Origin of the sequence: Streptomyces sp. NPDC006997 (assembly GCF_040635175.1) — a bacterium.
Classification (GTDB): Bacteria; Actinomycetota; Actinomycetes; order Streptomycetales; family Streptomycetaceae; genus Streptomyces.
Map to the genome: position 1 here is coordinate 1 of NZ_JBEYHH010000062.1, position 24,210 is coordinate 24,210.

Here is a 24,210-nt window from a genome sequence, read left to right on the forward strand (position 1 = left end):
CGGTCGCGTGGTGGTGGCGCCGTAGCCGCTGTGTGAGGAAGCGGGGGGTGGGGCTGGACAGGCCGACGTTCGAGGGGTGAACGAGCATGTGAAGGCTCTGGTGGAGACGGTTGTCTTGGTTGGAGACCTGTCTGCCAGGGGCTTTACCGCGTTGTCAGCCCAACAGCCGCACGCGTGAGCCAGGTGGGGAGAGGCTCAGTGTCTGCCTGCCGGGTGCTTGCTTCCGCGGCGGTGTTTTTCTTCCGTGGCTGTCGCTGGTGCGGGGGCTGGGATTCCCCGGTTCACTCCGCCGGCCCTGCCGCAGCCGCAGCCGCTGCCGCTGCCGCTGTTGCTGTTGCTGTTGTCGCGGCAACGGCAACGGCAGCGGCAGCGGAAGCGCTGGTTGTGGTTGTGGGGGCCCCGGTGTCGGGTGGGGTGGGTGGGGGCGGTACGGTGCCTGCCCCGGTGGGTGGGGGCGGTACGGTGCCTGCCCCGGTGGCTGGGTCAGGGCCCGGTGGGGCCCGGGGGCCGGGTTGTGTGTCCGGAGTGTGGATGCGCGGTGAGTGTCGTATGGGGTGGGGAGCGGATTATACCCGCATACGGTGCCCGGTGTGAGGAGAACGCTTTTCTAGTCGTTGGCGTGATATTTTCGGCCAATTCCTCGGGGCTTCCTTCTGTCTTTCTCGAATTGCGCTGCGCCGGCTGTGCTCTCTTTGAGGATTACTCAAATGCCGCTGAAGGAACCGATGCCTCCGGCGTGGTTCGGATAGCGTGCAAGTTCGCCGACGACTTTCCGCCATCGGGAGCGCCCGACGACGAACGGAGGGAACCATGGAGATTCAGGTCTTGGGTCCGCTGTGTGCCGCCGTGAACGGGGACTCGATCGTCCCGACCGCTGGGAAGCCCCGACAGGTTCTGGCTTTGCTCGCTCTGTATCCGAGCCGTGTGGTGCCGGTGTCGACGCTGATGGAGGAGATCTGGGGGACGGACCTGCCGCAGAGCGCGATGACGACGCTGCAGACGTACATCATGCAGTTGCGGCGCTGTCTGGGGACGGCGATGGGGCCGGGTGCGCCGGGTGCGGCGAAGAACGTTCTGGCGACCCGGCACGGGGGGTATCTGCTGCAGATACCGCCGGAGTCGGTGGACGTGTACTCCTATGAGCGGCTGGTCGCGCAGGGGCAGGAAGCCTTCGACGAGGGCGAGGACGAGCGTGCGGCGCGTAGTTTCCGGCAGGCGCTGGCGCTGTGGCAGGGTCCGGCCCTGGTCGACGTGCGCCTTGGGCCGGTCCTGGCGATCGAGGTCACGCGGCTGGAGGAGTCGAAGCTGGTGACCACCGAGCGGCGTATCGACGCGGACCTGCGGCTGGGGCGGCACGCTGAACTCATCGCCGAGCTGACGGATCTGATTGCCCGTCATCCGCAGCACGAGGGCCTGCACGCGCAGGCGATGGTGGCCTTGTACCGGTCCGGGCGGCAGGCTTCCGCCCTGGATGTGTACCGCAAGCTGCGTGAGGGGCTGATCGAGGAACTCGGTGTGGAGCCCTCCCCGCAGTTGCAGCGGCTGCACCAGGCGATGCTCTCCGTCGACCCCGAACTCGATGTGGTGGCCGGGCCGCGCCGCGGCTCCACCTTCGACCGCTACGCCGCCTGACCCCCCGCCGGGGGCGGGGCCCCCGGCTCCGGCCACCCGGTCTCTGGCCACTCGGCTCCGGCCCCCCGGCTCTGGCCACCCGGCCTCTGGCCGTCCGGCTCTGGCCACCCGGCCTCTGGCCGTCCGGCTCTGGCCACCCGGCCTCTGGCCGTCCGGCTCTGGCCACCCGGCCTCTGGCCGTCCGGCTCTGGCCACCCGGCCTCTGGCCGTCCGGCTCCGGCCTCCCGGCTCTGGCCACCCGGCCTCTGGCCGTCCGGCTCCGGCCCCCCGGCTCTGGCCGTCCGGCTCCGGCCACCCGGCCTCTGGCCTCCCGGCTCTGGCCACCCGGCCTCTGGCCGTCCGGCTCCGGCCCCCCGGCTCTGGCCGTCCGGCTCTGGCCACCCGGCCTCTGGCCGTCCGGCCTCGTTCTTGAGGGGCATGGGCATCCGACTGGCTCGGGGCGGGGGTGTCCGGCGTCCTTCGTTGCGTGTGAGCCCGCTGCCTGGTCTGGAAGTTCGGGTACTTGCTGGGCGTGGGTGCGAAGCCCGGACCGGACCGGACCGGGTTCCGGGTTTTCGCTCGGCCTGCGCCGTGCGGGTGAGCAGGCCGCGTATCCGGTTGCTGGTGCGGGTGGCCTCGGCGGCAAGGTCCTGGTCGAAGCCGACCAGCACGGTGAGTTCGGCGGTGATCTCGTCGGTCAGTTCCAGCGAGCGCAGGGTGTGCGGCATCGTCCGGGCGGCGTCCGCGATGACGGCGGCGTCCTTGGCGTCGGTCTTGGCCTCGCCCGGGTAGAGGTCGGCGATCCGGCGCATCGCGAGTCCGGGCAGGTAGGCGACCTGGCAGCCGGCGTCGCGGGCGACGGTCAGCGGCAGGGCGCCGATGGAGGCGGGCTGGTCCACGATCACCAGGACGGTGCCGAACTTGTCGCGCAGCTTGTCGAACACGGCCCGCAACTTGGGCTCGCTGTTGGGCATCGGTTTGTCGAAGACCTTCTTCCCGCCCGGGGTGAGCCCATGACCGTGGTGGGCACTCTTGCCGACGTCCAGGCCCAGGAACACGCCCACGTCTTCGATCTCGAACATCGTGCCCCTTCCCCAGGGGTGTTGACGGTGCCGGCCCCGGCTCGGGTGTCGTGCTCGCGCATCCACGTTATGCAGACCTGCCGCCCGCGAACCGTCCGGCATTGCGCCGGACCGGACGGTGGCCGGACCTCTCATCAGCGTCTCCGACGAACACCCCCGGACCCGGTGACACCACCCCCCAGGTCATCCGTTCGACAGGGGGCAACAGTCATGCCGGGCCCGAAGGCCAGCGGCCCTCTTGCAGGACCGCGAAAAAGATAACGGGGGGGGGCGGCGTGTGGGCTGCTGCCCGCCCCCCGGGGGGTCCGCTACCGGATCGGGGGGCTGGTGTGGGGGCGGTCTGGTGTCGGTCGAGTGGGGTTCGAGGGCGGGCGGCGATGGTCGAATCCTGCCCTCGTGGCAGGGGGGACGCGAAGGAGGATGCCGTGTCGGATGAACCGCCAGTGCGCCTGCACTGTTTCGCACACTCCGGTGACGGTGTGTCCGTCTTCGACGGCTGGCCCAGCGCTACCGGTCCCGGTGTCGAGGCGGTCCCGGTGCGGCTGCCCACCGGTGCCCGCGGGAGCCGGCCGCCGCTGACCACGTACCAGGACTTCCTCGCCGAGGTACTGCCCCGCTTCACCCCCTCCCAGCCGGGCCCTTACGCCCTGTACGGGCACGGGCTGGGCGCGTTGGCCGCGCTGACCGTGGCCCGCGCCCTGCAGGAGACGGGCGCGCCGCCGCCTGTCCTGCTCGCGGTCGGGGCGTGCCCGCCGCCCGTACCGGCCCGGTGGGCGCCCGCTGTTAAGGGCGGCGACGCCGATCTGCTGCGCCTGCTGGGAGAGGGCACCGCGATCCCGCCCGCCAGCGACGAAGGGGTCTTCCTGCGTGCCATGCTGCCGGTGCTGCGCGCCGACCTTCAGCTGGCGCACTCCCTTCACGAGGCGGCCCGTACCCCGGCGGCGCGCTCCACGCTGACCAGTGCGCTGCTTGTTGTCGCTTCCCGGGACAACCCGCTGGCCCCGCCTGCCGCCGGTGCGGGCTGGGAGCAGTTCACCCGCGGGCCCGTGCACCTGCGCACCGTTCCCGGGCACCACTTCTTCGTGCGCGGCGGCCGTGCACTGCCCCGGCTGCTGGGCCGGGCCTGCCGCGTCGCCCGCAGGCTCGCCGGGCAGCCCGCGCCCGTCGGCGGCTGACAGGCGGCGTGCCGTGGCCCGCCACGCCAGACCCCCCCAAGGGACGCCCCCCTCGGGGAGGGCGCCAGCACAGCACCCATCCGGCCGGGGGCGGGTGAGGTGCCGCGGCCGGCGCCTTGTGACGCAGAAACAAAAGCGAGGTGTTGACAGATGTTGGGTGAGGAGCGTGCCGGCACCGCGGCACTGACGGTGCACCTGGCCGCGCCCGCCGGCGTGGTCTACGCCGTACTGGCCGACGCGGCCACGATGCCGCTGTATTTCCTCCCGTGCGTCCACGTGGAGCGCCTGCACTTCGACGGCGAACACGAACGCGCCCGGATGTGGGCGCTGATGGACGGCCAGCTGACGTCCTGGACTTCCTGGCGCCACCTGGACCCGGTCGCCCGCCGTATCGAGTTCTCCCAGCAACGGCCCAACTCCGCGCCCGGCGCCGCCCCCGCCTCCGGTGATGCGGTGTCCGGCTCCCTCTGCGGCGTCCTCAGCGTCCGTGAACGCGGCACGCACACCACCGAACTTCAGCTGCGCTACGGTGCCCGCACCCCCGGCGCCCCGCCCCCGCCTTGCTGGCAGTCCTGGATCTCCCACCTGGGCAGCCGCGGCCAGCTCGCCGGACTGAAGAACTTCGCCGAGCAGTGGACCCGCCTGGACGACCTGGTGCTGTCCTTCGAGGACTCCGTCCGCATCAACGGACCCGCCGAACTCGCCTACGACTTCCTCTACCGGGCCGGTGACTGGCCCGACCTGGTCCCCCACGTCACCGGCGCCCACCTCACCGAAGACGCCCCCGGCGTGCAGCGCCTGGCCCTTCAAACCCTCACCGACACCGGCCGGCGCTCCACCTCCTCGGTACGGATCTGCTTCCCGCACGCCGGCCGCATCGTCTACAAGCAGACCGCCTGCTGGGACCTGCTGGCCTCCCACACCGGCGAGTGGTCCGTCGTCCCCGACGCCACCGGAGTGACCGTCACCTCACGCCAGAGCGTCGTCCTGCGCGAGGAGCACTACGGCAGCGGCCCGGGCGCTGAGCGGGCACTGGCCAGCGCCCGCCGCCAGGTCCGCACCGTCCTGGGCCAGAACTGCCTGGCCCTGCTCGCCCTGGCCAAACAGCACGCCGAAACCGCCGTCCGGATGCTCTGACCCCCACCCCCCACCCCCCTACCCCCCAGCGGCCTGTGCGGCCTGTGCGGCCTGTGCGGCCTGTGCGGTCTCTGCGGCCTGTGCGGTCTCTGCGTGCCCGGCCTGCGCGGCGTGTGTGGTCTGTCCGGCGTGTGCGGCGTGTGTGGTCTGTGCGGCGTGTGCGGCGTGTGCGGCCTGTGCGGTCTCTGCGTGCGCGGCCTGCGCGGTCTGTGCGGCATGTGCGGCGTGTGTGGTCTGTGTGGTCTTTGTTCTGTTCTGTTTTGCTCGGGTGGCTGTCGTCGCGTGTGCGGGGAAAGGGCGGGGTATTGCCCTGCGGGCCGGTCTCTCGTGGCCCGCTTGGGTGCCGCTGTATATCCGCTCAGGAAAACGGACTTCGGGCGCGTACTGCCATTAGCGTGCTCATTCCCGCCGTTGCGGGCGCGGGAATCAGGCCAAGACGCCGTCACCGGGGTCCTGTCACTCCGAAGACGCGTCACGGCCCGTTCCCGGGGGGAAGAAGGGGAAAAGAGGGGGAAGACCCAAAGGGGAAGAGGAATGAAGCGGGGGCAGTGGGCCGGGGGGCCGTCATTGCCGCACCCCCGCACCGTCCGCGTCCCCTGACGGCCCGCACCCCCGCGCACCGCCCGCCCGTCCCCGCACCAGCCGCACCGTCTGTACGTCCCCGCACGTCTGTACGTCCCCGCACCGTCTGTACGTTCGCGCACCGTCTGTACGTTCGCGTATCCGCGTGTTCTGTGTTCCCGCGTGCGCTGCCGCGCCGCATGTTCGTACTGCCGTGTCAGGAAGGAGACCGAGGGCAGCCCGCCGTCTGGCAGCGGGCCGCGCGCCCGGACACCATGACTGTTCACCGTCTCCCGTACGCGCCGGTCAGTGTGGTCGTTGATCCCGGGGTGCCGCCGGACGCGGCGCCGTGGGACCTTGAGTTGCGCGGGGCGCTGGATACCGCCGGGCTGGAACGCCTTCTGCGCGGGCTGGCCGCCGCGCCGGAGGGCGGGCCCGGGGGGTGGCGGCATCGGCTGCTGCGGTGTGGTGCGGGTCTTCACCGGCTGCGGGTGTGGGCGCCTGCCGGGCAGTCCGCGGCCGTCCTCGCGGGCCGGATCGCCGACCGGCTCACCGCCGTGCCGGTGGCCGCCAGCCCGTTGACGCCGGCCCAGCGCGCGGTCCTGGCCCTGAACGCGGGCGGCCCTGCCGCCTTCGAGGCCATGCTGGTCGAGTGGGAGGCCGTACCGGAGGGTGCCGTGGTGCGCGCGGCCGCGCGGGCCGTCCTGGCCGCCCACCCCCAGCTGCGGTCGCCTCTGTACCCGCAGGACGCCGGGCACGGGGAAGAGGACCTGCGGACAGGGGCGGACCGGGATGAGGTGGTGGTGGAGGGGGACTTCACCGACGAGGCCGCTTTCACCGCGCTGCTGGCGGCGGTGGGCCGTACGCTCTGTGCCCGTTCGGGGGCGCCGTTGCGGCTGGTGCTGGCCCACGACCGCCGGGCGGGGGCCGGGCCGCGGGCCGACCGGCTCGCGGTGCTCGCCCACCCGCTCGCCGTGGACAGCGTGTCCTGGTGCGTTCTGGTACGGGATCTGACCGCCGCCCTCACCACCCCGCCCCCCGCCTCACCCCCCGCCTCACCCTCCTCCCCGTCCCCGTCTGCGTCTGGGTCTGCGTCCTTATCTGGGCTCCAGCCGCAGGGGGCGGGGGCGGCGTTGGCTGACTGGGTGGGGGAGTTACGGCAGCTGGCCGGCCAGAGGGGCGAGGCCGGGCACTGGGCCCAGGTCGCCGAGCGGCGGTTACGGAGCACCGCTGGCCGCCGTCCGCCCGGCGGGTGGGGCGGCAGCGCCGCGCGTTTGCCGGGCGGCGGCACCGGGGAGGGCCGCCAGGGCACTGTCCCGGTCGCGGAGCAGCAGACGCCCGCGGCGTGCGGGTTCGCTCCCGGCCGCCGGCTGGCGCTGACCACGGCTCCCGGCGCGGCGTTGGTGCCGATGGGGCCGGGGCGGGTCCAGCACGCCCGGTTCTCGCTGGGGCAGGAGACCACCGAGCGGCTCACCCACGGGGTGGCCCGCCGTCTGGCGCTGACCACGGACCAGGTCCTGACCGGGGTGTTCGCGCTGGCTCTGGCCCGCTGGCAGCACAGCGACGAGGCCGTCTTCGACGTCTGCGGTGACCCGCGTGCCGGCCGCCCGGCCCTGCGCGCCCTGGTGGGCCGGCTGACCGAGCCCTACCCCGTCCATCTCACCCTTGCCGCCGGTCTGGAGCCCCTGGCCCAGCTGGCCGCCCTGGCGGGACCGCTGGCCGCCTGCGCGGGCCGTGCAGGCGCCGGTGCGGGCTTCGGTGCCTGCCGGGAGTTCAGCGACGACCCGGCCCTGCGGCGCACCCTGCGCGCCCTGCCGCCCGCGCAGGTCCTGCTGGCCCTGCACCCCCTCGGTGAGCAGCCCGACGGCGGGTGGCTGCCACCCCGGGTGCGTCCGGTGCCCGGCATCCCCCCGGAGCGGCCCGCCTACCCCTTGCGGGTGCAGGCCCAGCTCACCGGCGGCCGTCTGCACGTCGGCCTGGACTGGCTCAGCACCCCCGCCAGCCCCGCCGGTTCCCCTGACGCCAGCAGTGCCGGTTCCGGCGGCGGGGGTGGCCTCGCGGCCGGTGACGTTACCGTCACCGACACCGCCATGGCGGTGTTCACCCGCCACCTGCGCTGCCTGCTCGAGGAGTTGGCCCGCACCCCGGCCGCCCCCGCCCTGCCGCCCTTCCCGGCCACCCCCCAGCAGGCCGCCCTCTACCGCAGCGGCGACGGACGGCCCGGCACCGGACGCCATGTCGAGCAGCTCGTATGGGACTGGCACGGCCCCCTGGACCTGCCCCGCTTCACCGCCGCCTGGCAGTCGGTCTTCGCCTGCGAGACGGTCCTGCGCACCGCGTTCACCACCAGCAGCGGCGCACTCCACCTCACCGTGCACGAGCAGGCCGCGCCCGAGATCACCCGCCAGGTCCGTAACCACGCTGACTGGCCCGCCCTGCTGGAACGCGACCGGCTGCGCGGCTTCGACCTGCGCCGCCCCGCCGCCCTGCGCCTGACCCTCCTGGAACCACCCCCCGCACCCCCCGCACCCCCCGGATCCCCCCCACCCCCCGCACCCGCCCCATCCGCCGCATCCGCCGCACCAGGCGGGCCAGGCGGGCCAGGCGGGCCGGTCGGGCCGGTCGGGCCGGGGGGTGCCGGCACCCGGATTCTGCTCACCTACCACCGCGCGCTGCTCGACACCTGGAGCGCGCATCTGCTGCTGCGCCAGTTCTACCGCGCCTATCTCGCCGACGGCGTGCTGCCCGGCGGTGAGCGCCGCCCTGACCTGCGGGACTACTCCGCCTGGCTCGCCGCCCAGGATCCCGCACCGGCCCGCGCGTTCTGGACCGCGACCGCCCCGCCCCCCGGCACCGCCACCACCCCCACCCCCACGCCCACGCCCACCGCCACGCCCACCGCCACGCCCACGCCCACCGCCACGCCCACGCCTACGCCGGTTCCTCTCGCCGACCCGCGCGCCAACAGCGTGGACGGCGTGCAGGAGAGGGAGGGCCGGGCGCGGACGCGGCTGCGTCTGGACGCCGCCGAGACCGCCCGCCTGGCGCACTGGGCCGCCGCCTGGGGCACCGCCGAGAGCAGCGTCGTCCAGGCGGTGTGGGCGATGCTGCTGTACCGGGCCTGCGGCGCCAGCGGACCGGCGCCGGTCTGTTTCGCCGTCACGGTGCCCGGACGCGGTATCGCGCTGGACGGCGCGGACCGCATCCCGGGACCGCTGCGCAACCCGCTGCCGGTGTCGGTGGAGGTGGACCCCGCCGACACCGTGCCGTCCCTGCTGCGCCGCCTGCGGGACCAGGCGCTGGACCTGGCGGCCTACGAATGGGTGCCCGAGGGCTGGATCCGCCGCTGGCGGCGCGGCGGCACCCCCGCCGCCAGCGCTGTCGTCTTCGAAGACCCCCCGCACCCCCTGGACGGCCTGCACGCGACGCTCGCCGCCCGCGGCCTGGACGCCGCCTTCCCCGACCTTCTCCCGGCCCGCTCTGCCCTGCCCGCGGTGCTGATGGCCCGCCATGACACCGCCGGGGGACTGCTGCTGACCGCCGTCCACGACCCGGCGCACCTGGACGAGGACACCGCCGCCGCCCTGCTTGCCCACACCGCCCTGCTGCTGCGTCACCTGCCCCGCACCGCGGACGACTCCACCACGATCGGGCAGGCACTGAACCTGCTCGCACCCCACCCCGTGCCCCGCCCGGCGCCCGCCGGTGTTCCGTGCCCGCGGGCCGGGTCCCCCACCGTGCTGGTACGGCTGCGTGCGCCCCGTACGCCGCGGGCGGGCCGGATCGTGCTGGTCCTGCCGCCCGGCGCGCCCGCCGCCTGCTACGACGTCCTGGCGCGCACCTATACGGGCGGCCAGGAACTGCTGCTGCTGGCGCCCGGCACCGGGCCCGCGGCGGCGCGGGACGCTCTGGCGCCGCTGGGCGGGCCGCTGCTGCTGGCCGGGTACGGCGGGGCCGCCGCCCTGGCCTGCGCGGTGGCGGAGCGGCTGGGCGCAAAGAGCCCGCGTCCGCCGCGGGTGGTCCTGGCCGGGTCGGAGACCGACGGTCCCGGGCGGGCGCGCGTCCTGGCCGCCGCGCTCCAGGCGGCGGCCGCCTCCGAGGCCCGGCCGCCCTCGCCGGGCACCTGACACCCACCCACCCACAGGCCCGCCTGCCTGCCCGCCCACCGGCCCGCCCGCCTGCCCGCCCACAGGCCCGCTCACCCGCCTACCGGCCCGCCCGCCTGCCTGCCCGTTGGCGGGATGGGCGGGAGGGTGGTGGGGGGGCTCGATGGGTTTCCCACCGCCCTTCGAGCGCGGCTCGTGTCCCGGTGTGCAGGGTGGCATGTGACCCGGGTCACCTCGCCCGGCCGTTGTCCGGCCCCGTGTGTCACCGCCTGGAGCCGACCGAGCAGGAGGATCAGATGTACGACACCGATGACGAGGACGGCCCCAGCAGCAGGGGCGGCGGCAGAGCGGGCCAGACCGGGCGTGCGTGCCCGCACCCGGTCCCGCCGCTGCGGCTGGCCGGGATCGACGAGGACGACACCTTCGAGCCCCACCTGGTACGCGGCATCGACTGACCGGCACCCGGCCCCCGCCTGAGCCAGGGGGCTGTGGGCTGTGGGGCCGGTGGGCTGTGGGGCGGGTGGGCGGGTGGGCGGGCCCTGGGCGTTCTCGACCGGTGCGCGAGTCGCTCGTGGCAGCCTGCGCGTGCGGGCTGGGCACGGTCCAGCAGGTCACGTCATGGGGGCGGTCATGAAACGGTTGTGGTGGGGTGGCCGGCGGGCGCTGGCGGCCTGCTGCCGCCCGCTGTGGCGGTCCCTGGCCCTGTTCGGGTCGCTGTACTGCGAGCCCCGGGTCCTTCAGGAACTGTCCGGGCTGCTGCCGGGCCCGTCCGCCGCGGCGGACGGGGACCCGTGGGCGCGGCTGGCGGCGGGCGGGCCGCCGCCCGCGCATCCTGAACGGCTGTGCCCGGACCTGCCGTTGACCCCGGCCGAACGGCTCCTCGCCCGTGACCTGTGGCCGCCCAAGTCGACGAAGGCGGCCACCCGGCAGCGGTAATTACCCGTCCCGGGGGCTGGCTGGCCTGCCTGGAGGGCCGCCCGCACGACGGCCCGCGGGCTCCCGCCGTCTCTGCGGTTCCTGCGGCGTCCAGGGCCGGGGCCAGCCCTCGTACTTCCCTTGCCTGCCCCTCTTCGCGGGGGTGTGCGGCCGTGGCTCCGCGCCGAGGCCGCTTTGGTCCTTTGACCGTCTTTGCCCGGGCTGCCTGTCCGGCCCGCGCGGAGGCCGCTTTGGTCCTTTGACCGTCTTTGCCCGGGCTGCCTGTCCGGCCCGCGCACCCGCGCGGGCCGGACAGGGGGTCTACCAGGGGCGGGGGGCGGTCACCACTCGATGAGGGCGAAGCCCGCTGCCATCCCCCCGCCGAACCCGGCCAGGAGGATCAGCTCGCCGGGGCGGAAGGCGTCCTGGCGGGCGGCGGCGTCCAGGGTGAGCAGCAGGGAGGCGGCGCCGGTGTTGGCGTACTGCTCCAGCGTCTCGTGCATCTGGGCGTGGGGCAGGGCCATCTCGGCGAAGACGTCGTCGAGGAGGACGCCGTTGGCCTGGTGGGGGACGAAGTGGCGGATGTCGTCGGGGACGGCGCCGGCTTCGTGGAGGAACTGCTTGGCCAGCCGGGGCAGGTGGTCGTTGACGAAGCGGCGGACCTCGCGCCCGACCATGGTGAAGTAGTGCTGGCCGTCGGTGACGGTGTCCGCGGTGGGAGGGCGGCGGCTGCCGCCGGCGGGGACCTCGATGAGGGGGGAGAGGTCACCGAAGGTGTGCAGGGCGGTGTGGCGGACGCGGGGGCCGGTGCCGGCCGGGCCCAGGACGAGGGCGCCGGCGCCGTCGCCGAACAGGACGACCGTCTTACGGTCGGCGGGGTTGAGGATGCTGGAGTAGACGTCCGCGCCGATGACCAGGGCGTGTCCGCCGCGGCGGGCGAGGACGCCCTCGACGGCGGACAGGGCGAACACGGGTCCGGAGCAGACGGCGTTGACGTCGAACGCGGCGGCGCCGGCCGCGCCGAGGCGGTGCTGGACGTAGGCGGCGGTGGGCGGCTGGGGGCGGTCCGGGGTGGAGGTGGCGACCACGATCACGGACAGCTCGTCAGCGCGGACACCGGCGGCGTCGAGCGCGGCCTCACCGGCGGCGGTGGCGAGGTCGGAGGTGGCCTGGCCGGGCGCGGCCCAGCGCCGTTGCCTCATCCGCGTCTTGGCGGTGATCCAGGCGTCGTCGACCCCGGCTGCCGCACCGACCTCGTCGTTGGTGACAACCCGGTCCGGCACGTAGCCGCCCGTACCGAGGATCCTGACGTCGTTCATGCGGCGGCCCTCCCTTCAAGTGGTGTGAAAAAGCGGCGGCGGTGCGCACATGCAGTAAGGCGGGCGGGGACAGCGCCCCGGCGGAAGGAAATGAGGGGGTGGGGGCGCCGGACAGCACGCGAGGAAGCCCCCCCCGGAGACGAAAAGTCGGAGTCCTTGGACGGGCTGCGATGCGTGCGTGCGCGGGGGGTGCGTGCTGTCCGGCGCGCGGGGAGAGCGGGGGAGGGGCGGCTAGGAGAGGTGCCGGGGGTCAGCGTGCTTCGTACAGGCGCTTGTGGCCGTTGAGGGCGGCCAGCCGGAACGGGCCGGTGGTCTGCTCGGGGGTGGGGTAGTCGCCGCCGTCGGTGGGGAAGGACCGCTGGTGCAGGGTGCGGTAGGCGGCGTAGTCCAGTTCGGTGCGCCGGTCGATGGCCTCGCGGTGGGCGGCGGTGCGCAGACGTTCGCGGTAGCCGGGGGCGGGGGTGCCGCAGAAGAACTCCGCGACGCTGCCCGATCCGTAGCTGAGGAACGCGACCGGACGGCCGGTCAGGTCCTCGCCGCTCGTCTCCAGCAGGGCGGCCAGGCCCAGGTAGACGGAGGCGGTGTAGCTGTTGCCGACGACGCTGTTGTAGGCGGTGCTGGCCTTGACGGCCCGCTCCACGGCCTCGGTGTCGGTGTCGGCGCCGCAGTAGTTCAGCAGGTGGCGGTGGGCCTTGTAGGCCATCTTGGTGAACGGCTGGTGGTAGCAGAACGCGGCGAAGTCCCCCAGCGGGCGCCCGCCTTGCTCGGTGTAGTCCTTGAAGCTGCCCTCGACGGCCTGGAGGTAGGCGGCGATGGACTCCTGCCCGTCCACCAGCGCCGCCTCGCGGTAGTTGGGCCGCCAGAAGTCCATCACGTCGGCGGTGAACAGCCCGGAGGGCTCCTCGATGCGCAGCAGGGCGGGGTCGACGCCGACCAGCATCGCCACCGCGGCGGCGCCCTGGGTGGCCTCGCCGGGGCTGTCGAGGTCGTACTTGGAGACGTCGCTGGCGATGACCAGGACCTGCTGGGCGGGGTCGCGGCGGACCAGGCCGATCGCGAACTGCAGGGCCGCGGTCGCCCCGTAACAGGCCTGCTTCAGCTCCACCACCCGGCACGCGGAAGCCAGCCCCAGCAGGGAGTGCACGTAGATGCCCGCCGCCTTGGCCTGGTCGATGGAGGACTCGGTGGCGAAGACGACGGTGCGGATACGGTCACTGCCGTGCGCGGCGATCAGCGGCGCGGCGGCGGAGGCGCCCAGGGTGACGATGTCCTCGTCGGCGGCGGGCACGCTCATCGACCGCTGGCCGATCCCGATGTGGTACTTGCCGAGCTCGGTGCCGTTGTAGGCGGCCAGCGCCGCGTGCGGCAGGACGAACTCGGTGGTCGCGAAGGACAGGTCGTGGATCCCGATCGCGTAATCGCTGGAGGGGGACATGCCGTTAAACACCAACCTTTTCCGTCGTAGTCTCACGTTCCAACTGCACGTGCGCGCGCATGAGTTCGCCGGGGTTCGTCTGGGCGGCCAGCAGCGACAGCTCCCCGCACAGCACGGTCGCCGCGCACAGCACCGCCAGGCGGCGGGCGTTGTGGCCGGGTTCGGCGTCCGCGCGGCAGCCCAGGCGGGCGAGGTTGGTCTCCACGAAGCTCAGGCCCTTGCCGTTGCCGACGGTGCCCACGATCAGGTTGGGCAGGGTGCAGGAGAAGTACAGGTCGCCGTCGCGGTCCTCGGCCAGGGTGACGCCCTGGGAGCCCTCGACGATGTTCGCGGCGTCCTGCCCGGTGGCCAGGTAGAAGCCCAGCAGCATGTTGGCGTAGTGGGCGTTGGCGGAGCGGATGCCGCCCGCCAGCAGGGTGCCCAGGAGGTTCTTGCGCAGGTTCAGCTCGGCGATCTTCGCCGCGGTGGTGTGCAGGACCGTCTCGACGGTCTCGCGGGGCACCAGCAGTTCGGTGACGACGTTCTTGCCGCGGCCCAGGATGCCGTTGATGGCGGTGGCCTTCTTGTCGGTGCAGTAGTTCCCGGAGATCGACCCGTAGGAGATGCCGGGGACGGTCTTGAGGAGGTGGCCCAGGAGCGCGTCGGAGGCGAGGGTGGCCATGTTGTGCCCGGAGGCGTCGCCGGTGGAGAACTCGAACCGCAGGAACAGCAGGTTCGCGGTGATCTCGTGGCGGATGCCGATCAGCTGGGCGAACCGGCTGCCGGAGCGCACCACCTCGCGCAGCTCGTCGGTGCGGGCGTGGATCATCTGCGCGGCCCGGTGGGCGGTGCCCGCGTCCGTGGCCTCCACCAGCACCGAGCGGGTCATCCGCTCATCCACGAGGGTGGCGACGATGCCCTGCTCGGCCAGCATGGACACCTTCGCGCCGCGGCCCACCGACGGCCACAGCGGCGACTCGTAGGTGGCCAGCGGGACCTGCGTCTCGGTGGTGGCGACGTTGCCCGAGATCCGCAGGGGGCCCACCCACCGCATCGGGACCCCGGCGATCGCGTGTGCGTCGGTCATCGTGTGCTTCCCGTCATGTCGTCAGCGGAGGCGGAACCAGAAAGAGAGGCGGAACCAGAAAGAGAGGCGGAAGCAGAGGCAGCGGCGGCAGCAGAGGCAGCGGCGGCAGCGCTCGTCCGGCTGCCGGCGGCGGTGCGCTGGGCCAGCGGGCGGGTGTCGATGCCCCGCTCGGCGCAGAACTCGCGCAGGCCGCCGCTGATGAGGACATCGCAGTGCCGCAGGTCGGCCGGGGTGCGCGCGCCGAGCATGGTCTGCAGCGCGGCCAGCTGGTCCAGCCAGGTCTGAAGCTGGCCGACCAGGGCGTCGACGCCGCCGTCCAGCAGGGTGCGCAGGAACCCCCCGGAGGAGCCGACCGCGCTCGCCCCCAGCGCCAGCGCGCGGGCCACGTCCAGCGGGTGGCGCACCCCGCCGGAGGCCAGCAGCGGCAGGCCCGCCCCGTCCGCGTCCAGCAGGCAGGCCGCGGTGGACTGCCCCCAGCCGTGCAGGAAGGCGTACTCGCCCAGCTCCCGGCGGCCGTTCTCGATGCGGGCGAAGTCGGTGCCGCCGCGTCCGCTGACGTCCGCCGCCGCCACACCCAGTTCCCCCAGCGCCAGCACGGTCTGCCGGCTCAGCCCGTTGCCGACCTCCTTGACGATCACCGGGATGTCGACGGCCGCGGCGATCTTCTCGATCTGCGCCGCCCACGACCCGAACGAGCGGTCGCCCTCCGGCATCGCCGTCTCCTGCGCGGTGTTCAGGTGGATCTGCAGCGCGTTCGCGCCCAGCAGGTCCACCGCCCGCCACACGTTCTCCACCGACGCGGTGGCGTTCACGTTCGCGATCACGAACCCGTCCGGGTTCGCCTGGCGCAGCACCTGGAAGGTGTGCGCGCACGAGGGGTCCTTGAAGTAGGCGTGCATGGAACCCGACGCGATCGGTACGCCGGTGGCGCGGGCGGCGGTGGCCAGGTCCCGGTTGATGACGCCGGTCTTGGCGCTGCCGCCGGTCATGGCGTTGATGTAGATCGGCACCGGCCAGCTCACGTCGGCGAACGACGTCGCCAGCGACACCTGCGGCCGGTCGATCCCGGCCAGCGCGTGGTGGACGAACGCCACCTCGTCGAACTGGTTGATCCCGCGGTGGGTGTGCTGCTGCTCGATGGCGAGCCGCACATGGTCGTCCTTGCGTTGAGCGCTCATTGTTCGGTCCCTTCCCCGGCGGTGCCCACCGGCAGGGGCAGCACCCCGGCCGCCGTCCACCGCCTGTGTACGTGGTCGATCTCGCGCGCCGCCGCGGCGTCGAGCAGCGCGATCCCGCAGTCACCGCCGCCCGCCCCGGAGGGCTTGGCCGCGCCGCCCACGGCCTCGGCGGTGTCGCACAGCGCGGTCAGCCGGTCGGTGAAGATGCCCAGGCCCACCTCCTGGTCGAGGCGGGCCAGTTCCCCGCGGGCCCGCCGGATCTGCGCCAGCAGGCCGGGCCCGTCCCTCTCGTCGAGGGCGGCGGCGGCCCGGCGGACGCAGTCGGTGGTGTCCGCAACGAACCGGCGGTGCGCGGCGCTGCCCCGCCAGGCGCGCCGGTGCAGACCGGCCACCAGCGAGGTCGTCGAGGCCGGCTGACCCGTCCAGCCGACCTCAAGGGACAGCCCCGCCGCCGCCGGTGGCGGCAGCCGCCGCACCGCGAAGCCGGGCCAGGGCGCCTCAAGAGCGCGGCCGATACCGACCCGGCGGGCCAGGTCGGTGACGAAGTCGCGGTCGGGTGCCTGGTAGAGGATCCAGCCGCCCCAGGTGCTGGCGGCCAGGTCACCGCCGGAGCCCTTCGGGTCGATCCGCGCGCTGGCCAGCAGCGCCAGCCGGTAGCAAGCCTCACGGTCCAGTTCCAGTCCGCTGAACGCCGCCACCGCCGACACGGTCGCCACGGTCACCGCGCCGCTGGAGCCCAGCCCGTACTTGCGGCCCTCCTCGTGCAGCCGGCTGCTGACCGTCAGTTCCAGGGCGGGCAGCGGCTTCTTGCGCTCGGCCAGCAGCCGGCCCACCGTCTCCACGGCCGCCACGACATGCTCGGGCCCGCCCGGCGGGCGCGGCTCACCGCCCGGGCCGGCCGCGACCAGACGGCCCTCGTGCCAGCGCAGCCGCACCGGCTCCGGCGCCAGGTCGGAGACCAGCACCACCTCACCGGTGCCGGCGGCGGGGGCGGTGACGGTGACGGTGATCCACCGGTCCACCGCCACCAGGATCGCCGGGCTGCCCGGCTCCACCACCGCGTACTCACCGGCGACGAACAGCTTGCCCGGCGCACGCCGCACCACCGCACCCGCACCCGCACCCGTCCCGGTGCCCGTGCCCGTGCCCGCGGCAGGGCCGGTGTCGGTGCCGGTGGCCATCAGCTGTCCCCGCCGTCCAGCAGCCGCGCCCCCGGTCCCGGACCGGCGACGACCACCGAGGAGGCGCCCACCACCGCGCCGAGCGCGTCCGCCACCCGGGCGGCGTCCGCCCGGCGGCACAGCACCTTCACGTTCGGCCCCGCGTCCATCGTCGCGTACGCCGCCACCCCCGCACGCCGCAGCTGAAGCACCCGGTCCAACACGGTGACCGTGGCGGGGGAGAGGTAGCGCACCGCCGGACGCGCCGCGAGCATCGTGGCGTGCATCCCCAGCGCGTTGCGCTCGGCGATCTCACCGACCGCCTCCAGGTCCCCGCGCACCAGCGCCGCCCGCATCGCGGTGAGGTCCTCACCACTGGAGGCGGCCCACGGCCCGAACAGCGGCGAGGTCGCCACCGTCTGCCGCATCGCGGCCCGGCTGGAGACCTCCTTGGGCCCGGCGTTGACCACGGCCACCACCAGCGCGGGATCCAGACCCGCCGCGGCGGCCACCGGCTCGGCGTAGGACGCCGCGTCCGCCTCCTCCACGGTGGCCGCCTCAGCAGCGCTGTGCCACTGCACGAAACCACCGAACAGCGACCGCGACGCCGACCCCGACCCGCGCCGCGCCAGCCGCGACAGCTCCCGCGGCTCCCACCGCAGCCCGTAGGCGGTGGCCGCGGCCACCGCCAGCGCGGCGAACCCGCTCGCCGACGACGCGAGCCCCGCCCCCGTCGGCACGGTGTTACGGGTCTCCACCACCGCCCGCGCATCGCGCCCGGCACGCTCACGCACCAGATCCAGGAAACCGGTGATCCGCCGCAGCGCCTCACCGGAGGCACTCACCCCGTTGAACGTCACCTCATCCGGTCCCGCCCCCGCCTTCAGCCGCACCCCGGTGGTGGTGGGGAACACGTCCAGCGTCATCGACAGGCTGTCACTCACCGGCAGGACAAGACGCTCATCACGCTTGCCCCAGTACTTGATCAGAGCGATGTTCGGGTGCGCGACGGCGACCGCGCCCGCGGCCGCCCCCCCACCCCCCACACCCTCGGCCTCCGGCCCCAGGACAGCGATCGGATGTTCACGGCGCATGGTTGTCGAGCCCTTTCAGCGATACGACCCACGTCTGTACGGCACCGGCCTCGTGCAGCTGCCGGGTGACCTCCCTGGCCCGCTCCGGCCGGACCAGGGCGATGACACAGCCCCCCAGCCCACCCCCGGTGATCTTGGCGCCGAGGGCACCCGCCCACAGCGCGGCCTCGACCAGCGCGTCGATCCGGTTGGTGCTCAGCCCGGCCCCCCGCATCAGGTCGTGATACTCCGTCAGCCGCGCCCCGACGTCCTCCGGCTTGCCGTTGGCCAGCGCCTCACGGGCGGCGCCCACCAGGTCCGAGGCCCGGCCGACGAACCGCTCACGGGCACCGCGATGCTGCTCGAAACCCTCCCGCAGCAGCGCGACCGCCTCCTTGGTACTGCCCGCCGTGCCGCTGTCGGCGACGATGAACAGCCCCTCCATACCGATCCGCAACGGCTCCACCCGGCCCGCCTCAAACCACAGCGGCGCCACCGCCCCCACCGCCCGCGCGTCCACCCCGCTGGCCCGGCCGTGAGCCATCTGCTCGGCCGTCTGCACCAGCTCGAACGCCGCGTCCTGCGACAGCGTGTGCCCGAACAGGTCAGCCAGCGCCAGCACCGTCGCCCGCGAACTGGCCGCACTGGAACCCAGCCCCCGCCCGTGCGGCACCGAACTGTCCAGCAGCACATCCAGCCGCGGCCCGCCCACCACCCCCAGGCGCGCCTTGAACTCGGCGACCAGCCGCCGCAGCCCGTCCGAGGCCTGCGTCACCAGTGCCCGCGACGCCGTACCCGTCATCGTGTACGACACCTCGTCCTGGCGGTCGCCGTCCGGGGACCAGCCGACGCTCGCCGTCACCGTGAGCTGCGGGATCGGCAGCGCGAGCGCCGCGGCGCCGTACACCACCGCGTGTTCCCCGAGCAGGATGGCCTTGGCGTGGGCGCGGCCAGTGCCCACCGAGCGGGCCCGGCGGCTTTCTGACACCCCCTCCGCTGAGGTCGGAAGAGTCAACGCACTCAGCTCCCTTTTGTCTGTTCCGCATGAGAGACCGCATGGACGTCAGAAACGGCCATGTCCGCACAAGCAGCACCGGCTTGTGCGGACATGGCCGCTTCTTTGGAAGGCGTCAGAAGACACGACAGGGGAAAAAAAGCAGGAACCCTGCGGGGGAGTTCGCGGGGAAGGACACCCGATCCACTGCCGCACGGCAACTTTTGGGCAGGGTAGACGTGGGTAGATAGTGACACGGGCTGAGCGGGGACGCCAACACCCCACCGAAGTGACCTGGATCACTCGCGGGTGGGGTGCGGGGGCCGTCCGGGTACGGCAAGCGGACCGCCCCCGGGCGCGGCGGCGGTGGCGCGCGCGGGGACGGTCCGGGTCCTGCCCGCGGGCGGGCAGGGCGCCTGGCGGGGCCGGGTCAGGTCCGGCGCTGCAAGGCGATCTCGGTGAGTTCCTCGATGTCGAACTCCGAAGGGCAGTGCGGGGCGCCGTAGCGGGTGATCTTCCCGCGGCTGACCCACTTGCGGATGGTCGCCTCCGACACGCCCACCGCGAGCGCGGCCACCTTGGTGGGCACGAGCCGGTGGCTGGGTGGCTTGGTCATGCGCTGACGCCCTTTCGCTGCCGCTCCATGAGTTTCCGCAGGCCCAGCCACTCGCGCATCTCCCAGGTGTGCCCCATCGAGCAGGCGATGCTGCTGTGCCCGGCCTTCACACTGCTCTTGGCGGACACGCTGATCGTGCCCGAGCAGTTGTCCACGACGCACTTGCGGATGAGTGTCTGCAGGTCGCTCGGCTCGGGGTCGAGTGTCTGGCGCAACTCCACCACCAGGGCCTCGATCTCGTCGGCGAACTCCACGGCCGGCGGCTGGGCGGCCAGCCAGGGCAGGTGCAGCGCCAAGAACCGCGCCAGGTGCGGCACGCTGCGCGGCGGGGCCGGGACGTGGAGCTTGTCGACGACCATCCGCGACCACGACTCCAGGATCGTGGCGATGTTGTGGCGGGCGTCGAGGACGGAGAAGTTCAGGTAGTCCTGCTTGCGGCTGCCCGACACCTTCGTCGGGTTCGACTGCCGTGCCGTCGTCGGTGACACCTGGTGCAGACACTCCTGGTGCAGTCCGGGCAGGGCCCGCAGACCGCGCTCCACCCGCCGGATGCACGGGGCGCACAACAGGCACCCGGCGGCGGCCCGGCTTTCCTGAGTATGGCCCCTCGGGCATGGGTGAGACGTCATCGAAGCTCCTTCATCAGGTGGCTCGCCCCCGTGTCCATCGCGTGCGTGTCCCGTACCGGACCCGCGGCCCGGCCCCGGGCCGTCGTCCTCGCCCGGCCCGCGTACCGTCCTGCTCGCCCGGCCCGCGTACCGTCCTGCTCGCCCGGCCCGCGCACCGGCCTGCTCGCCCGGCCCGCGCACCGTCCTCCTCGTCCGGTGCGGGGGCCGTCGTCCTCGCCCGGCCCGCGTACCGCGGCTGCTGCGTCGCGTCCGTCCCGTTTCCCGTGTCCGCCTCCGTGTCCGGTGGTGCTGGATGTTGCCGTGGTGCCGGGCGTGGCCCCGGTGCCGCGCGGTGCGCTCCCGGGCGGACAGAACCCATTACCCGACCGGCGACTCGAATCCCGATACAGCCTCGTTGGGGGCCTGCTGGGCACTGACCGCCTCCAGCGCGCTTCCAGGCGGAAGCGAGCCCTGGTTGAGCGCCTGCACGGACGGTGGCCCAGGAAGGAGGCACTGTGGACGGTACGCACGGAGGCGGACGCGCAGAACGCGCCGCACTCCCCGCAGGGCCGCTCGATACGGCGGCCGCTCAGGTTCCCCCGGGCGGTGCTCTCTCACCAGGGCACCTCAACCACCGCGCTTCCGCCGCCCCGCCGGCGGGGGACGGACCGGCCGCGCACCTACAGGTGTGCCTCATCGGCGCCGGGCCGAGGGGACTGTCCGTGCTGGAGCGGCTGTGCGCACAGGAGAGCAAGTCACCCCGCTGGGACTCCGTCACCGTGCACGTCGTCGACCCCGACCCACCCGGCTCCGGACGCGTCTGGCGCCCCGCCCAGTCCCCACACCTGCTGATGAACACCGTCGCCTCCCAGGTGACGGTCTACACCGACGCCAGCGTCCACATCGAAGGCCCGCTGGCCGAGGGACCGAGCCTGTACGAGTGGGCCAAGGCCCTGGAATCAGGCACCCTGGACACCGACTGCGCGCCCGCACCCGATGAGGCCGTCCGGGCCGAGGCGGCCCGCCTGGGCCCCGACACCTACCCCACCCGCGCCCTCTACGGCCGCTACCTCACCTGGGCGTTCCACCGGACCGTCACCCAGGCCGCCGACCACGTCCAGGTCCGCGTCCACCGGTCGCGCGCCGTCGCCCTCACCGGCACCAGCGGCGCCCAGACGGCCCACCTGGAAGACGGCACCCGGCTGACCGGCCTGGCCGCCGTCGTCCTGGCCCAGGGCCACGTCCCGGCCCGCCCCACCGCCGCCGAACAGGCGCTGGCCGACTTCGCCGCCCGCCACCGCCTGCACTACACACCCCCGGCCAACCCCGCCGACGTCGACCTCACCGCCATCCGGCCCGGGCAGGCCGTGCTGCTGCGCGGCCTGGGCCTGAACTTCTTCGACTACATGGCCCTGTTCACCCAGGGCCGCGGCGGCACCTACCGGCGCCGGCCCGACGGCCGCCTCCTCTACGAACCCTCCGGCCGCGAACCGCGCCTGTACGCCGGCTCCCGGCGCGGCGTGCCCTACCAGGCCCGGGGCGAGAACGAGAAGGGCCCGCACGGCCGCTACTTCCCGCGCCTGCTGACCGTCGAGCACATCGCCGCCCTGCGCACCCGGCACGGCGGCGCCGCCATCGACTTCGCCACCGACCTGTGGCCGCTGATCTCCAAGGAGGTCCGCGGCGTCTACTACGCCGCCCACCTCACCGCCCGCGGCGAACAAGCCGCCACGGTGGAGGAGTTCACCGACCGCTACCTGCACACCCCCGACGGCGACGCCGAGGACCGCCTGCTGGACGCGGCCGGGATCCCCGCCAGCCAGCGCTGGGACTGGCAGCGCATCGCCCGCCCCTACCCGCCCGCCGCCCTGCGCGGCCCGGCCGCCTTCCGCGCCTGGCTGCGCGGCCACCTCGACGACGACGTCCGCCTGGCCCGCCAGGGCAACGTCAGCGGCCCCCTCAAGGCCGCCCTGGACGTCCTGCGCGACCTGCGCAACGAGATCCGCCTCGCCGTCGACCACGCCGGACTGAGCGCCGCCTCCCACCGCGACGACCTCGACAGCTGGTACACCCCCCTGAACGCCTACCTGTCCATCGGCCCGCCCGCCTCCCGTATCGAGGAGATGGCCGCCCTGATGGACGCGGGCGTCCTGGACGTCACCGGACCCGCCCTGCACATCAGCGCCGACCCCGACGGCCCGACCGGGCCCTGCTTCACCGCCACCTCCCGCGACCTGCCCCAGGTACGCGTCCACGCCACCGCCCTCATCGAGGCCCGGCTGCCCGAGATCGACCTGCGGCGCACCGCCGACCCGCTGATGCGCCACCTCCTGGCCACCGGGCAGTGCCGCCCCTACCGCATCGGCCCCCGCCCCGGCGGGGGAGCGGACCAGGAGGACTACGAGACCGGAGGACTCGCGGTGTCGACGCGGCCCTACCACCTGCTGGACGCCCACGGCGTGCCGCACCCACGGCGCTTCGCCTACGGGGTGCCCACCGAATCGGTGCACTGGGTGACCGCCGCGGGCATCAGACCCGGCGTCGGGTCCGTCACCCTGGAGGACTCCGACGCCATCGCCGCCGCCGTCCTCGCCCTGCCCCCCGTCCCCCAGCCCCCGTCCACCACCGGCGCGGCCCGCCCCGGCGCCCCGAGCGCGAAAGCAGACGCATGACCAGCCCCCACCAGCCCCCGCCGCCCTCGGCGCTGCCCGCCCACCTCGACGCCGGACTGCTCTCCCCCGTCCGGGCGGGCACCGACGTCGAGGCGGCCACCGGCGACGCCGCCTGGCTCCAGGCGATGCTGGACGCCGAAGCGGCCCTGGCCCGCGCCCAGGCCCGCTGCGGCACCGTGCCCGCCGACGCCGCGGCCACCATCACCAGCACCGCCCGCGCCGACCTCCTCGACGTCCGCGAACTCGCCCTGGCCGCACGCCAGACCGCCAACCCCGTCGTCGCCCTGGTCACCGCACTGACCGCGCAGGTCGCCCAACGCTCACCGCAGGCCGCCGAGTACGTCCACCGCGGCTCCACCAGCCAGGACGTCTTCGACACCGGCGCCATGCTCGTCGCCACCCGCGCCCTGCGCCTGATCCTCACCGACCTGCACACCACCGCCGACGCCCTTCACCGCCTGGCCGCCGACCACCGCGACACCGTCATGGCCGGACGCACCCTCGCCCTGCACGCCGTCCCCACCACCTTCGGCCTCAAAGCGGCCGGCTGGCGCCACCTGGTCCTGAGCGCCGCCGACCGCCTGCACCACCTGGCCGACGGCCGCCTGCCCGTCGCCCTCGGCGGCGCCGCGGGCACCCTGGCGGGCTACCTCCAGTACGCCGGCGAGGACACCGACCCCGCCACCTACCTGCACGACCTGACCACCGCCTACGCCGAGGAGACCGGCCTGGCCGTGCCCGTCCTGCCCTGGCACGCCCTGCGCACCCCCCTGGCCGACCTGGCCGCCGCCCTCACCCACACCACCGCCGCCCTCGGCAAGATCGCCGCGGACGTGCTGGTCCTGACCCGCACCGAGATCGGCGAGGTCAGCGAACCCCAGACAGCCGGACGGGGCGCCTCCTCGGCCATGCCCCACAAACGCAACCCCGTTCTGGCCACCCTGATACGCTCCGCCGCCCTCCAAGTGCCCGCCCTGGCCACCGTGGTGACCCAGTGCATGAGCACCGAGGACGAACGCTCCGCCGGACTCTGGCACGCCGAATGGCAGCCCCTGCGCGAAGCCCTGCGCCTGACCGGCGGCGCCGCGCACACCGCCGCCGAACTCGCCCAGGGCCTGACCGTCCACCCCGCCCGGATGCGCGCCAACCTCCAGGCCACCGCCGGCCAGCTCGTCTCCGAACGCGTCAGCGCCCACCTGGCCCCCCGCCTCGGCAAGAGCGCCGCCAAGGACCTGCTCACCCAGGCGTCCCTGCACGCCGAGCAGACCGGCCGCCCCCTCGCCGACATCCTGGCCGAACACCCCCGACTCACCGGCATCCTCACCCACGACCAGGCCACCGCCCTCCTCGACCCCCACACCTACACCGGCGCCGCCGGCCCCCTCACCGACCACGCCCTGACCACCCCCCACCCCGCCCCCACCCCCTGACACCCACCCCCACACCGCCCGCCCGGGGCCCGGGGCGCAGCCCCGGGCGGGGGCGCGCGGGGGCGGGGGCCC

17 protein-coding genes and 1 pseudogene are annotated in these 24,210 nt (G+C 74.1%); 8 read left to right on the top strand and 10 right to left on the bottom strand.

All coding sequences use genetic code 11. The annotated features are described in order from the left end of the window. Positions 1–810: 810 nt before the first annotated feature. Complete coding sequence (locus ABZ659_RS34135) at positions 811–1,632, top strand: AfsR/SARP family transcriptional regulator (protein ID WP_360228288.1); 822 nt, start codon at positions 811–813, stop codon at positions 1,630–1,632. Positions 1,633–2,204: 572 nt separating this feature from the next. On the opposite strand, the pseudogene ABZ659_RS34140 reads toward ABZ659_RS34135, so the two are convergent. Beyond that, positions 2,205–2,693: pseudogene (locus tag ABZ659_RS34140) on the bottom strand (IS110 family transposase); the annotation flags it as partial. A 377-nt stretch (positions 2,694–3,070) separates the two neighbouring features. On the opposite strand from ABZ659_RS34140, the gene ABZ659_RS34145 reads away from it, so the two are divergent. The 5 genes from ABZ659_RS34145 (at position 3,071) to ABZ659_RS34165 (ending at position 10,608) form a co-directional block, all read left to right on the top strand. Beyond that, positions 3,071–3,868: an alpha/beta fold hydrolase gene (locus tag ABZ659_RS34145; protein WP_360228291.1), complete on the top strand. Its 798-nt coding sequence runs from the start codon at positions 3,071–3,073 to the stop codon at positions 3,866–3,868. Between the two features lie 150 nt (positions 3,869–4,018). Beyond that, positions 4,019–5,005, top strand: a complete 987-nt coding sequence (locus ABZ659_RS34150; protein ID WP_360228294.1) for an SRPBCC family protein — start codon at positions 4,019–4,021, stop codon at positions 5,003–5,005. Between the two features lie 836 nt (positions 5,006–5,841). After that, on the top strand, positions 5,842–9,693 hold the full coding sequence (locus ABZ659_RS34155) for a condensation domain-containing protein (protein ID WP_360228297.1): 3,852 nt from the start codon (positions 5,842–5,844) through the stop codon (positions 9,691–9,693). Positions 9,694–9,968: 275 nt separating this feature from the next. Continuing rightward, positions 9,969–10,127: a hypothetical protein gene (locus tag ABZ659_RS34160; RefSeq protein ID WP_360228300.1), complete on the top strand. Its 159-nt coding sequence runs from the start codon at positions 9,969–9,971 to the stop codon at positions 10,125–10,127. A 175-nt stretch (positions 10,128–10,302) separates the two neighbouring features. Next, the gene (locus ABZ659_RS34165; RefSeq protein ID WP_360228303.1) at positions 10,303–10,608 is read left to right on the top strand and encodes a DUF6059 family protein; all 306 of its coding nucleotides are present in this window, start codon (positions 10,303–10,305) and stop codon (positions 10,606–10,608) included. A gap of 320 nt (positions 10,609–10,928) precedes the next feature. On the opposite strand, the gene ABZ659_RS34170 is transcribed toward ABZ659_RS34165, so the two are convergent. The 9 genes from ABZ659_RS34170 to ABZ659_RS34210 all read right to left on the bottom strand — a co-directional run bounded on the left by ABZ659_RS34170 (position 10,929) and on the right by ABZ659_RS34210 (position 20,057). Further along, on the bottom strand, positions 10,929–11,906 hold the full coding sequence (locus ABZ659_RS34170; protein WP_360228306.1) for a ketoacyl-ACP synthase III: 978 nt from the start codon (positions 11,904–11,906) through the stop codon (positions 10,929–10,931). Between the two features lie 250 nt (positions 11,907–12,156). Beyond that, positions 12,157–13,341, bottom strand: coding sequence for a hydroxymethylglutaryl-CoA synthase (locus ABZ659_RS34175; RefSeq protein WP_360228309.1), 1,185 nt, complete (start codon positions 13,339–13,341; stop codon positions 12,157–12,159). A gap of 4 nt (positions 13,342–13,345) precedes the next feature. Then, entirely contained in the window at positions 13,346–14,407 is a 1,062-nt protein-coding gene (locus tag ABZ659_RS34180) for a hydroxymethylglutaryl-CoA reductase (protein WP_360228312.1), read from the bottom strand. Beyond that, positions 14,404–15,585: a type 2 isopentenyl-diphosphate Delta-isomerase gene (fni, locus tag ABZ659_RS34185; RefSeq protein WP_360228315.1), complete on the bottom strand. Its 1,182-nt coding sequence runs from the start codon at positions 15,583–15,585 to the stop codon at positions 14,404–14,406. Before fni ends, ABZ659_RS34180 begins: the two co-directional genes overlap by 4 nt. Next, on the bottom strand, positions 15,582–16,766 hold the full coding sequence (locus ABZ659_RS34190; RefSeq protein ID WP_360228318.1) for a phosphomevalonate kinase: 1,185 nt from the start codon (positions 16,764–16,766) through the stop codon (positions 15,582–15,584). Before ABZ659_RS34190 ends, fni begins: the two co-directional genes overlap by 4 nt. After that, complete coding sequence (mvaD, locus tag ABZ659_RS34195; RefSeq protein WP_360228321.1) at positions 16,766–17,839, bottom strand: diphosphomevalonate decarboxylase; 1,074 nt, start codon at positions 17,837–17,839, stop codon at positions 16,766–16,768. Before mvaD ends, ABZ659_RS34190 begins: the two co-directional genes overlap by 1 nt. Next, positions 17,829–18,806 (bottom strand): mevalonate kinase, encoded by a 978-nt coding sequence (mvk, locus tag ABZ659_RS34200; RefSeq protein WP_360228324.1) that lies wholly within the window; start codon positions 18,804–18,806, stop codon positions 17,829–17,831. The genes mvaD and mvk overlap by 11 nt, the downstream gene beginning before the upstream one ends. A 436-nt stretch (positions 18,807–19,242) precedes the next feature. Continuing rightward, positions 19,243–19,428 (bottom strand): hypothetical protein, encoded by a 186-nt coding sequence (locus tag ABZ659_RS34205; RefSeq protein ID WP_360228327.1) that lies wholly within the window; start codon positions 19,426–19,428, stop codon positions 19,243–19,245. Continuing rightward, a complete protein-coding gene (locus tag ABZ659_RS34210) occupies positions 19,425–20,057 on the bottom strand; it encodes a hypothetical protein (protein ID WP_360228330.1) in 633 nt (210 codons plus the stop codon). The genes ABZ659_RS34205 and ABZ659_RS34210 overlap by 4 nt, the downstream gene beginning before the upstream one ends. Positions 20,058–20,722: 665 nt before the next feature. On the opposite strand from ABZ659_RS34210, the gene ABZ659_RS34215 reads away from it, so the two are divergent. Together ABZ659_RS34215 and ABZ659_RS34220 are read left to right on the top strand one after the other, a co-directional pair. Beyond that, complete coding sequence (locus ABZ659_RS34215; protein ID WP_360228333.1) at positions 20,723–22,708, top strand: FAD/NAD(P)-binding protein; 1,986 nt, start codon at positions 20,723–20,725, stop codon at positions 22,706–22,708. Next, positions 22,705–24,138 carry an adenylosuccinate lyase family protein gene (locus ABZ659_RS34220; protein ID WP_360228336.1) on the top strand — a complete coding sequence of 478 codons (1,434 nt, stop codon included), beginning with the start codon at positions 22,705–22,707 and terminating at the stop codon, positions 24,136–24,138. Before ABZ659_RS34215 ends, ABZ659_RS34220 begins: the two co-directional genes overlap by 4 nt. The last annotated feature ends 72 nt before the right edge of the window (positions 24,139–24,210 follow it).